This window comes from Desulfomonile tiedjei (assembly GCA_016212925.1).
Lineage (GTDB): Bacteria > Desulfobacterota > Desulfomonilia > Desulfomonilales > Desulfomonilaceae > JACRDF01.
Window position 1 is genome coordinate 99,170 of sequence record JACRDF010000006.1, and the last position, 12,292, is coordinate 111,461.

Below are 12,292 nucleotides of genomic sequence, written 5' to 3' on the forward strand. Positions count from 1 at the left end.
GAGGGACGAAAGAAGCTCAGACTCGTACGGCTCTCAGATTCCGTACTGCTTCCGGCGGCGCCACAGAGTAGCCTGATCTATGCCTAATGTGTCCGCGGCCTCCTGGAGAGATTTGCTGGTAGCAATCACTCGCCGAATATGCTCTTCCTCAATTCTTGCCAGGCTTACAGCATCACCGATCTTGGGCACGGTCTCGGCCGCCATCGTTTTTCCCGGGACGTACTCAACTCCAACACGGTCTGACTGGCAGAGGATTGCGGCCCGCTCGATGGCATTTCTCAACTCCCGGACATTGCCAGGCCACGCATATTGCTTCAGCGCCTCCAATGCTTCTTGGGTCAAGCCGATAAAAGGCCGGTGGTATTTACGACCGAAAAAGGCCAGGAGTTGCTCAGCCAGAGAAACCACGTCTTCAGGGCGATCACGCAGGGCCGGTATCTCGATCTGTATTACGTTCAAGCGATAAAGAAGGTCATCTCTAAATGTGCCTACACGAACGGCCTTCTCCAAATCGACGTTGGTGGCGGAAATTATGCGCACATCGGCTTGTCGCACCTTGTTGTCCCCCATGCGTTCGTATTCCCGGTCCTGGAGAAACCGCAAGAGCTTGGGCTGAACCGGCAGCGGCAGCTCACTGATTTCGTCCAACAAAAGGGTACCGCCTTCGCATGCAGCGATACGCCCGGGATTGTCACGAACAGCGCCGGTGAATGATCCTTTGACATGACCGAACAGCTCGCTTTCCATAAGCTCGGGGGAGAGAGTCGGACAAGAAATGATTCCAAGGGGTTTGGAAGCCCTGCGGCTCCAGGAATGAATCTGGCGCGCCAACACGGTCTTCCCTGTGCCGCTCTCCCCGCGCAAGAGCACTGTGGCGTCGGTGGAAGCCACCTGCCGGGCAAGGTGTATGGCTCGTTGCATCTGATGGTTGTTGCTTGAGAAATCGCTGTCGGGCTGTGCCCGCCCAAGCTCTTCCTGCAAGTGCGCTAGCCGTTGCTCCAAGGACCGAACTTCCGCGAGTTTATTTATGGCCATCGTTACCTGAGCCGGTGTAAAAGGCTTCGGAATATAGTCCGATGCACCGAGCCGCATGGCTTCCACAGCCGTCTCGATAGAAGAGTAAGCTGTGATTACAACTATTTTCAGCCACGGCGTGGATGCCAGCAAGCGTGGTATCAATTCCATGCCGTCCGAGGCCCCGAGCCTCAGGTCCACTAACGCCAAATCAAAGGACTTTCGCGAAGTCTCTGCCACCGCATCCTGGGAGTTGCTGACGGCTATGACCCGATGCCCTTCGGCTTCAAGGCACACGGTTAGCGTCTTGCGGATGTTGGCTTCGTCATCCACGACGAGGACATTGAGCCTGCGCACTTCACCCGCATCCACCGACATGGGGCCTCCTTAACGTCAAAGTCGCGGGCTCAGCTCCGTAGCAAGTCGAGGCATGAAAAGCAGATCTCTTGCCGCTTCTCTTAGGAGTGAGCAATGGCACACAAAAGTCTTCTTCGATCCCCCGCAATACGAGTCGCGGGTGATTTTATCATTCCTCTTGCATGCCGTAAATGTTGGACGAAATGGGCCCGGGCTTCAGGCCGGCGCTACGTCAGCAGGTAATTACAACGCGTCGCTCGGGGCAGGGGGCCGTGGGAGAGAATTGTTTCATTCCGTCAAAGCCTTTGGTCGCACACATCAGAGCGAGTGGTTGTCCCAGACCAGGTAGTCTCCGTGGAAGCTACTGGGTTCTTGTCAGGACACAGAGTAAATGGTAAGCGAATGGGCGACGATGTGGGCAAATGGAGGAGGACGGATGAAAAGCACGTTATCAATCATGGCCCTTCTTTGGCTTTCGGTTATCACCTTTCCCGCTCATGGAGCCTTGTTGGAATTTGCCGACAGTTGCGAAGACGCGCACATGAAGCTTGAAGAGTTGGTGAAGAATCCGGAACACGACGAAATCGACAAAATCATGGAAGCCCTCGGAGTGGATCTCCTGGCATCGTGTGACGTTCCCAAAGGGACCATGACTTGTTTCCAATGCCTGGACAAGACCAAGAAGTTGCGATCGATTCAGATTTTCCAGGATGCGGACTCCCGGAAGTTTACGTTAAAGGGCTACGGCTGCGAATGCACTGACCAGAAATAGAACAGGTACCAAATGCAGTCGCCGTGGAGATCGGAATCAGGGCTGGAGTCAATTTCATTGCGTACGGCGGATGGGGTGTGAACTTCACCTGCATTCCGCACCACTTGGCTTTTGAGTCCTAATTTGTAACCGTTCACCGGGACGGTCTTAAGGCCTTAGAATCACGATGGGGGAGGCTTGGAGGGGGAGATGGTCTCCCCCTCCATCCCCACCGGGCGCACCACGCCCAGGCGTGGAAGCCCGGTGAACGATTACCCTGATGTTACTTGTCCAGGTACGGCTTGAATGGCTCCACGTCTATGCAGCTATCAAGCTCGTCTTTTGATGCATGCTTGGGGTCTTTCAGAGCGTCTGCCGGGCAAAGGTATTCTTTACCCGTGGAATCAGTTACCCACACGTAAGGTTTTTTCTCGCGCCCTTTTTCGGCCATGGGTACTCCTGATGCGGGAATATGGTCCCGTCGCTGCGTCAGGCCATGTCTCAGTCACGGCATGCCCGGACCTTGACCGCGCATGCCTTTTTTATTAGCATAATCGTGCCTGCAACTATCAATATAGTACTGTGGTGGCAATGAATCAACAAGAGACAAAAGACCGGAACAAAACGCTGTGGCTGGGAAGGTTCCGAGCGAACGTTACACTTCGGCAATTCGATCCGACCGAGGGACCGTATTTCTCCGGCCGCGCTCCTTTCTTGTTGCTATTTGCTCTTGCACTGATCGGTCTCTTTGCAACGGGTTTCTTGACCTATCGTCACGTATTGCTTGCAAGCCATGCCGGGTCCGTTGGTGACTCCCTGCTATGCAGAGCCCAGGGCAAGATCAATTGCGATGCCATACTTCTAACGGAGTATTCCGACATCCTCGGAATTGTTTCCTCCGCGGTTCTCGGCCTAATGGGCTTTGTCTTCGTGACTTGGTGTCTGGCGAACGCGATTTTCAATCAGAGAGTTCGCAAGCTTGCCTGGGTCCTATTGGTGCTATATTTTTCCGCGGCAATAGGATTCAGTTGGTATTATGTCTACCTAATGGTGTTTGAGGTGGATTTCGTTTGTACATGGTGCATAGGAGTCCACGTCGTCAACTTGTTGTCGCTGATCATAGTTATTGTTGTTTCCATTAAGAAGCGGAACGAGTTCCTGGTGCAGGAGATAGCCTCCTTAGGCGAAAGGATATATTTTGCCGTCGGCGGGGTGTTGGCGGCCGTAGCGGTGTTCTTGGCCGCTGGAATGTGGGAGCAAAGTCTGAGCTTCCAAGACGCCAAGATGAAATTCGAGGACATGGCCAATGATCCCGTGGTCATCATGGCCATGCTTACGGCCTCTCCGACGTTCGATATACCCATTTCACCGCAGGACCCCACGTACGGGTCCCCTTCGGCTCCATATCCCATTGTGTTTTTCAGCGACTTTCAGTGCCCTGTTTGCGCCCGCTCCGAGGTCTTCCTACGTCAGCTGGTTGACCTTAACCCTGGCCTGTTAAAGGTGGTGTACAAGAATTTCCCCCTTTCCGTAGAGTGCAACCAGCGTATTCTGACGGATCTGCACCCCGCCGCATGCCCTGCGGCCCGTGCGGCCTACGCTGCGTTCATGCTCGGAGGGGCCCAGGCTTTCTGGAAGTACGGTGACCTGATCTTTGAGAACCAAAAGAAGCTAAATCCCAATTCTTGGGTAAAGTTTGCCGACAAAATCGGACTCGACCAAGAGAAATTCCTGCATTTGAACAGGCCAAGTTCCCCTGCAGACGTAAAGCTCAAGGAAGATGTCTACCTTGGAAACAGCCTCAATCTGCAAGCAACGCCTCAGATGTTTTTTGGAGGGAAAAAGCTGCCCGCGGGCCTCAAAGCGGTATATGTGGTGGACACTCTGGAACAGCTTATTCGTTCTAGTGATCCAAACGCCAAGGACCTGAGGCTGAAGAGGCCTTGACCTATCCCGGAGACCGGTAGCCCGGTATACGTTCAGCCAGGGACAGAGGCTTTGGCTAGGAGTTTGCATGTTCCGGGGTATGCGGAACCGGTGCCAAAGTTCGCCGGACCGCGGGACAACAATCAAGAAGGAGATCCCACCTAATGTCGAAGCTCGAACTGGTCCTTGCAAAGCACACAAGGCTCAGGGTGGCTATTTTATGCTTCGTATCGTCTATCGTTCTTGCAGGGCTACCGCACTTGTCGTCCGGTCAAAGCATTCAAGTTCGCCCTACGGATTTTCTACCCCAAGAGATTCTGGACCTCGATGCGGGCACGTCTTCCGCCTGGTTGCTCGAAAGAATCAAGAACTCGGGAACGCATTCCAGCGCCCCTGTGGCGCGCCCCAACAGAATCCGAATTACGTGGGTACCCAATAAAAATCCGTACTATAGCCAGCTCGACTTTACGTTTACCGAAAAAGACAGGCTGTTCCTGGTCCGTTTGGCGCTGAATGATGACTCACGCTGGAGTGTAAACACCTTGAAAAAGCAGTTCCTTGACCGTTTCCACATTTCAGCGGAACAACCGTCGAAATTCCGGATTGGACAAAATGATACGCTTGTCTATCCTCCGGGGAGAGGTGGCCAGTTTCATTTCTTCGAGATCACGGACATGGGTACCGGCAAGAAGTTTCTGGAATTGTTCGATAAAGATATCGATGCCCAGGACAGACCGCCTGCCAAGCCCGCTGAGCAAGGCGGAGCAAAACAGGAAGGCCAGCCCCCTGCCCAGCAGCCCCCGCTTCAGCAAAAATGACGGAAGGGCCGCGCTACGGGGGATGACACCAAGCCTGGGACTACAAATGTAGGGCGGCCTATTGGCCGCCGCAAATTACGGGGCGAGTCAAGATGAAGCCGGCAGAGGCATCCGCTAGCCAATTCGTGATTACTTTCGAGAACAGGTATAGTTTTTCCGGAAATCCCTTCACCCTCAAAATAGCCGTCAAGAGTAGCCCCGCTGCAATTCAGGGGGTCCTCTCCGATATTCTGCTGACCGTCCCTGCTGAACACGGCAGACCTTTCGCCGCGGATTCCGAACAAAAGCGGGCCGCTGCGGCATAGTTGTTCAAGTCCATCATCGCGTTTGCCACATTGTCCCTAATTCCGGGAAAGTCCGCTCGAAGTCGGTACGCTGTAACAAACTGATCCAATGCTCGGGCATAGTCGCGTTTATGAGCGTACGCGGCGCCAAGGACGTTGTGGGCCTGGGCGCTCGATGCCAGTTTGATAGCTTGCTGCAGAAGCGGGATGGCTCCATCCGCGTTCCCCCTGGAGAGCAGAGCGGTGGCCTTGTGCACGTACGGATCAGGGTAAAAAGGAGTGACTTCAATGGCTTTGTCAAACGCCCTCAATGCGTCTTCCTCCCGGCCCGATCGGTAGTACGACAATCCCATGTCATTGTAAACGGACCCTGACTTCGGGTTTGCTTTCAACGCTCCCTTGAAAGTCTCGATGGCTTCGTCGTACCGGCCGTGCCGGTCCAGGATCTGGCCCAGCATGCGGCGCGGCAACTCGGCGTTAGGATCTAATTCAATGGCCTTTTCATACATTTTCTTGGCGCTCTCGTCGTCACCCATCAGCCGGTAGGCCCATCCCATATTGTGGTAAGGTTTGTCGAAGTCGGGCGCAAGCTCCGCGGCCTTCCGGAACATGTTAATGGCCTTCTTGAAATCGCCTCGCTCTATGCACAGCAGCCCATAGTTGTTGTACGCGGCTACGGAGGTCTTGTTGATCTCCAGCGTTGCTTCCCATACGGACGCCGGATCGCGCCAGAGCATGGTCTGCTTTACGGACAAGAGTCCAAGGACAGCAACCCACAAGTAAAGACCCACTATCGCAATCTTTCCCGGCAAAGTCTCGAACCCAAAATCTCGGCCAAAAAGGTGAATACAGCGCGCCACGATCAGTGCCAGCCCGACCATGGGAAGATATAAGAAGTGGTCCGCGACAAATGAATTGCTCATGTAACCGAAAGGAATAAGCCCTGAAACCATGGCAAGGTTGATCAGGAAGAAAAGCATTCCCCAGACGATCCACTTGTCCAGACCTTTTCTGAAATAGACCAGCACGGAACCCAGAGCCATTAGTGCTACCAGCCCAAGCGCGAACCAACCGGGATTCTCAACAACATCCCACCGCGGATACAGCGGCGCCAACTGCAGAGGCGCCAAAAACTTTCCCAAGTAAAACCAAATCGCCCCGGCCGTCACCAAAGGGCGATACTGCAACGGCGGGAGTATCGAAGAGTAGGTCCGCTCAGTGGATAGCACATAGCCGCCCCACGCCAGAGCCAGAAGAAACAGCGCAGTCAACACATAGACGACACCGCGGTCTTTCAACATCTCCCGGTAGCATACGAACACGAGGCACAGCAGTGCGGCCGGCAAGGTTACCGTGGAGGGCTTGGACAGCAGGCCGAGAACAAAAAGAATGGCTACAAAAAATAAATAGTGCCATCCGGCGCTGGTGCCAGGATCCAGTGATTGAATACGAGACGCATCCCTCGTAGGGGCGACATCCCGCGGGTCGGCGGGATCGCCCGTGGGCGAGGCATGCCTCGCCCCTACATCATTCAGCTGACCGGCTGCCAAGTATTTTGAAGACCCACGGGAAAGGTACTTGAGGAAAAGAATCATTGAGGACAGATAGAAAAGAGTTGAAAGTACGTTTTTTCTCTCCGCTATCCAGGCGACCGTTCCAACCTGAATGGGATGTGCGGCAAAGACCAAAGCCCCAATAAACGCGGCCCTTCTGCCGGTCCCGGTCATAAGCAGAAACGCAAAAACCAGGACGGAATTGATGACGTGGTAAACAACGTTCATCACCTTGGCGATCCCCGCGTTAGGTTCAAGGGAACGCACCAGGACCTGGTCGGACATCAGGCTCAGGAAATGCAGAGGATCGTAGTAAACCTCGCGCGTGAACTCCAGGTCGAAGTCGGTGACGATCTTCCACGCCCGCTCCCAACTAGGCTTCCAGATGGCGGCCATATACTTGCCGTCGTCCCACCCGGAGAACTCATGGTTTACAACAGGGATGTAAATCGAGGCAGCGATGAGAATCAGAAGTATTAGGGCAAGCCGGACATCACTATTTGAAGGCTTTGAATAATGATAGGAATTCCGATGGGTAGGGGCGGAACGGATCTCTGCACCTCGCTGGGGATTAGAGTACAAAAGGCGGGCGGAAAGAGCTATCCCTGCTTTCCGCCCGTTCGATCATCCATGTGAATCTTCGATCTGGGCCGCAGCTATGCGGCCCACATCTTCTCGGTCAGACTATCTCAGCTCCCACCCACGATGAGCGAGCAGTCGGTCCCTGCGGGGGTTCTGAGGACGCCGCCGGCGGTGTATATACTCTCAGTATAACACGTTGCGGTCGGCGCACCATACACCACTCCGGTAGTGCAAACGGTGGTGTGTGTGACGGGAAGATCGGTTCCGCCTGCCAGGTTTATCCTGAACATGTATCGGCTGTCAGAGCCGGCGGGATGGCTCCCGTTCACCGCGCACGCCTGCGCTTCCTCACCTACGAGCTGGACACGCACGTCGCACTTTCTTGTGCTGCCGCCCCAACCATAGTACGGGCCGACCATGTAGCCGAGCTGAGTCGCGTTGGCGATGCCGGTGTCGGTGCTGTTGACCACTTCTCGGTCACTCTCGAGCCTCTGAAGAGCAGCGGCGAGCTGCACGAGGTCGCCCGCGGCGGCCTTGTCGCACGCAGACCGCTTGTACGAGATGTAGTACGGGATAGCTATGGCCAGGATGATACCGATGATCGCAACGACGACCATCAATTCAATGAGGGTGAACCCTTTGACATTTCGCATCTTGCTTAGCATGAAATTCCTCCTTTCCTGTTAGGGATTTCGTTCGATGCTTCTTGATCCTTGACTGCATACTGGAAGCCGATTTTACTTGTGAAATGCATTTTCGGCTTCGTGGGAGTGAATAGAGCAATGATCGTGCCAATTGCTGGATCCCGTAAGATATTGAAAATAAGAGGTATAGGCGGATGCGGTACCTTGACGACAATGGTACGCCCATGACAAAAAAGGGCATGGCACTCCGGCAACCCACGTAACTGGCCAATTTATCAAAGCAACCAGCCGTCAACTAAATTGACAACCCGTGACGAGTCTTGTCCTACTCCTGTACGCCACCCCGAGGACAACAAAGTCGGAACATTTCTTCTCAGTGGAACGTTGTCTCCAACCGAGCCGTCACCAGCCAAATACTAACGGCAGAGAGATGTTGTTGTGGGCCAGGCTTTCCAGCCTGCCATTATTCGCATTCAAAAAAACCGGCAGGCTGAAAACCCTGGCGCACAGTCCCAGGACATCGGCACAAGTCATGTTCATCTCCGTAAGCCAGTAGACCCTTCCTCTTTCAAAGTCGGGCATTGGGCCAGTTTGAGTTTTTCCATCTCTAGCGAAAACAACTCATTTCGTCACCCCGTTGAAAAACGGGGTCCAGTGTGTTTTTCCTGGATTCCGGCCCCGGTTTTCACCGGGGTAAACTTGGGGATCGCCGGAATGACTGTGGGGCTGTGTCCTTCGAATCCGAGATTTCAAACGGACCCGCTACCCAAAATCCCTATAACGCTACGGACGCGCATTGGTATGGTATATTTGATGAATCGGACCACTTAGTATAAGGCAATCGACGGAGGCCCCAGGTGAATCCTTCCCAGCAGGCTCTTTCCACCTCTAGCGAGCAGCCATGCCCCTCCGGGTCGGAGACCAACCAACCGCGCGACGGGAAGCTGCTTTTGGGAGTTGCGGCTGCGGTGGCGATAACGATGGCCCTGTACCTTCCCAACCTCGGGACGGATTTTGTGGACTGGGACCTGGTGCCCTACCGACAAATACTCTTCACTACGGACTACGGAAAGACTGCCTGGTCTCTGCTTACGGACTTGAAGGGAGCAGTGGTGGCGGGATACTATGCTCCGCTATCATCCATCAGCTTAATGCTGGACAAAGCTCTGATTGGTTCATCAACGCCTTCCCCATGGGCAACCTTGTTCATCAATGTGCTTTTCCACTGTTTGAATGGGGTACTGGTCTTTGCCTTGCTGAGGAGAGTCGGTGGAACAGACGGCGTGGCGCTGCTGGGAGCTGCTATTTTCCTCATTCACCCCATTCAGGTTTCATCCGTTCTGTGGTTTGCTCAGAGAAAAGGAGTGCTCGCGACAGCCTTGTACCTTTCTGCGTACTTGGCCTATTTGCGATATACCGACAGGAGCGGCTACGTTACTTACGCGTGTGCTCTCGCCCTCTTTCTCCTGGCTCTACTGGCCAAACCCACCACAATCGTGTTGCCGGCAGCCCTTTTTTGCAGCTCGCTTCTGGCTGCCCTGCCATCACGACGTACCGAGGGCACGGAAAATCAGTTGCGTGACAGCGACGCTGGAGAGAGGCAGTCGGGCGAACCTAGCGCGGTAATTACAGGCTGGGACCTGCGTCAAGCAATTGCAGGCTGTGCCGTTCACGTAAGGCCGCTCCTGCCGTTCTTTTTCTCGGCCATTGCGCTGGCCCTTCTGGCCGTCGTGAGCGAGAGTACCGGCCTGGACGAACGCGTTCCCGATTTGGGGGCGGTGGATCGGATAATCGTTTCTGCCGCAGCGGTCTGGTTCTATATCGCGAAGGTCTTGTTTCCGGTGGGTTTGGAGCCGATCTATCCTCAGTGGGACGTGGATGCAGCCTCGCCTGTCTGGTGGCTGCCTCTAGGCATGCTGGCGGGGGGACTGGTTCTCGCGTGGCGGTTTAGGGGCTCGATCGGACCGTTTCCTCTGTGGTGTCTCGTCAACTTTGTCATTCCTCTCTTGCCTGTAATCGGAGTAGTCAAATTCGCGTATTTGCGCCACTCCTGTGTGGCCGATCATTTTTTGTACCTTCCCATGGTGGGACTGGCGGGTGTTGTCGCTGCTTCCATACAAGGAGCGCGGATCTCCTTCGGACCAGCGATAAAATACTTGGTTACCGCGACGGCTCTGATCTACCTGATAGTTTGCGCAGTTCAGACCGCCGCGTACGCAAAGGTGTGGGAAAACTCGATCGCGCTCTGGACGTACAACCTCAAGCACAAACCGAACGATTGGACTGCCCACAACTACCTCGGTCACGCGCTTCTCAACGCGGGCAGGCCTCAGGAAGCAGCGGACCATTTCCTTCAAACAGTTTCCTTGAAAGAAAAATATATTTCCGAGCATGAGGGCCGCAGCCAGGGACTCCAGACCACTGGAAACCGCGCGGCAGCCAAACGCGAAGCCGAAAAGGCGGGAAGGGTCAAACGAACCTTGGGAGGGGCTTACCACAACCTCGGCAACGCATTCCTCCGCGCGGGCATGCACCATCAGGCTATTGCAGCGTACACCAGAGCCATCGAATTGAAGCCGGACCTGGTGGACGCGCTCACCAATCTCGGTGTCGCGCACGCAAGCGTGGGCAACCTGCCCGAAGCAGTGCGTAGCCTGTCGCGGGCGGTGGAAGTCAACCCCGGCTACTATCAGGCACAGTATAATCTTGGCGTGGCGTACGATATGTCGGGCAACAGAGAAATGGCCGAACGGCATTTCGAAAAGGCCCGAACCATAAGGAAGGAATGAGGACTCCGCAACGTGATTGATGGGCGCCTGTTTGTGTGTGTCATTTCATTGAGCTATAATCCGCGGTCTGTGGGCGCATTTGTGGATGATAACTTGCCGGAGCGAAAAGACAAAGACCGGGATGGTTAGATGCGTGTAGAGCATGGCTGTTTGAGGTGTGAAGCTTGACTTCTTCGGATCGCAGTGCTGCGGCTACGACAAGAGCTAATCCCCTGGTTTGGGCTTTGGCCGGCTTCGTTGTGTTGTCAATGGTCTACTACGGGTGGATGAGTGGGGGCACTTTTTCGGTCTCCGAGCTATCGGTATTTCCGAACTACAATATGCTGGCCAAAAGCTTCCTCCAGGGAAGACTGGATCTCGCTGACAACCCCCCCGAAGATTATTCCCTCTTTGCCAGCAAAAAGTACCTGTATTTTGGACCGGTGCCGGCTCTCTTGCGTTTGCCCTTCCTACTCATTGGGTGGGAGATTTCCACAGGCTTCATGGTGGCTTTGCTGGCCGCGGGAACGTGGGCTGTTTTTCTGCTGATACTAATTTGCCTGAATCACGATCACACGCAAAGGCCTCTCGGACCACTTCAGGTCGCCTTTGCCGTTATGTTCGCGCTTAACGGATTTTCGCTTTGGATGGTGTCTGTACCCTCGATTCATCACGAGGCGATTTGTGCAGCAACGTTTTTCTTGCTGCTAGGCATTTATTTTGTGCTAAAAGCAGCCCGGAATTCCTACACCCTCAGCATCAACGAGGCATTGATTATAGGTTTATCACTAGCTCTCTCGCTGGGGAGTCGTTTTTCCTATGTTCTGACCGTGTTTTTTCTCGTGGCATTTTTGTTTAGAGGCATTTGGAGGGAAAGGGGAGAAGGTAACCCAAGCAGATCTTTGGCCCCTTTCACTATAATGCTCGGGACAATGGCCGCGGGGATGGGGTTGTTATTGGCCTACAATTTCGCGCGGTTCGGGTCATTGACCGAGTTCGGTATGAAATACGCGACATCCCTTTACTCGGATTATCTTAGACAGGGCTTGTTTTTTCGCTATGATCACATTCCCTACAACCTGTGGTCGTATATTTTCTATATTCCGGAAGGCAATCCACATTTTCCGTACGTCAAACTGCCTTTTTACATCCTCAAGGTGGAATCGGTATCCGGTTTGCCATACGCTCTTCTCAACGTGAACGAACTCTGCGCATCGGTTTTTTGTTTTTTTCCCGTTCTGCTGTTTTGCTTCGTCCCTCTTTTCAAGAGGGCAACGAACCCGGCAGGCTTGCGGCAATCCGCTCTCAAGCTCTTCGTTGTGGTTTTTGCCCTGCAATTATTACCTCTTTGCATGAGTATGGCGGCAATCACCAGATACTATTATGATTTCTTACCTATGATGATGCTGATAGCTCTATTCGGAATCGAGCGGGTTCAAGAGGAATTCACACATAAGAACCTTACTCTGACGATCATTGTGGTGACATCAATTCTTTTCAGCTTTGCGGTTACCGTCAATGCGGTCAGGTTCTACGAGGTTTTTTGTGCTTACAGGTCACCGCTTCTTCGTTTTTTCTAGGCATGCCGGGGCGAG

8 protein-coding genes and 1 pseudogene are annotated in these 12,292 nt (G+C 54.0%); 5 read left to right on the forward strand and 4 right to left on the reverse strand.

Annotation, left to right across the window (positions count from 1 at the left end; all coding sequences use genetic code 11):
* Positions 1-33 precede the first annotated feature (33 nt).
* The gene (locus HY913_03010) at positions 34-1,392 is read right to left on the reverse strand and encodes a sigma-54-dependent Fis family transcriptional regulator (protein ID MBI4962223.1); all 1,359 of its coding nucleotides are present in this window, start codon (positions 1,390-1,392) and stop codon (positions 34-36) included.
* Between the two features lie 415 nt (positions 1,393-1,807).
* On the opposite strand from HY913_03010, the gene HY913_03015 reads away from it, so the two are divergent.
* Positions 1,808-2,143 (forward strand): hypothetical protein, encoded by a 336-nt coding sequence (locus tag HY913_03015; GenBank protein ID MBI4962224.1) that lies wholly within the window; start codon positions 1,808-1,810, stop codon positions 2,141-2,143.
* Between the two features lie 262 nt (positions 2,144-2,405).
* Here the strand turns inward: HY913_03015 and HY913_03020 are convergent, their stop codons facing one another.
* Complete coding sequence (locus HY913_03020) at positions 2,406-2,573, reverse strand: hypothetical protein (GenBank protein MBI4962225.1); 168 nt, start codon at positions 2,571-2,573, stop codon at positions 2,406-2,408.
* 140 nt (positions 2,574-2,713) lie between these two features.
* Between HY913_03020 and HY913_03025 the strand changes: the two genes are divergently transcribed.
* Positions 2,714-4,069, forward strand: a complete 1,356-nt coding sequence (locus tag HY913_03025; GenBank protein MBI4962226.1) for a thioredoxin domain-containing protein — start codon at positions 2,714-2,716, stop codon at positions 4,067-4,069.
* Positions 4,070-4,212: 143 nt separating this feature from the next.
* Positions 4,213-4,866 (forward strand): hypothetical protein, encoded by a 654-nt coding sequence (locus HY913_03030; protein ID MBI4962227.1) that lies wholly within the window; start codon positions 4,213-4,215, stop codon positions 4,864-4,866.
* 208 nt (positions 4,867-5,074) lie between these two features.
* Here HY913_03030 and HY913_03035 read toward each other — a convergent pair whose 3' ends face one another.
* Positions 5,075-7,099 (reverse strand): tetratricopeptide repeat protein, encoded by a 2,025-nt coding sequence (locus tag HY913_03035; GenBank protein MBI4962228.1) that lies wholly within the window; start codon positions 7,097-7,099, stop codon positions 5,075-5,077.
* 740 nt (positions 7,100-7,839) lie between these two features.
* Positions 7,840-7,938 (reverse strand): annotated as a pseudogene (locus HY913_03040) (prepilin-type N-terminal cleavage/methylation domain-containing protein).
* A gap of 848 nt (positions 7,939-8,786) precedes the next feature.
* On the opposite strand from HY913_03040, the gene HY913_03045 reads away from it, so the two are divergent.
* Together HY913_03045 and HY913_03050 are read left to right on the forward strand one after the other, a co-directional pair.
* Positions 8,787-10,718: a tetratricopeptide repeat protein gene (locus tag HY913_03045; GenBank protein MBI4962229.1), complete on the forward strand. Its 1,932-nt coding sequence runs from the start codon at positions 8,787-8,789 to the stop codon at positions 10,716-10,718.
* Between the two features lie 164 nt (positions 10,719-10,882).
* Positions 10,883-12,277, forward strand: coding sequence for a hypothetical protein (locus HY913_03050; protein ID MBI4962230.1), 1,395 nt, complete (start codon positions 10,883-10,885; stop codon positions 12,275-12,277).
* Positions 12,278-12,292 lie beyond the last annotated feature (15 nt).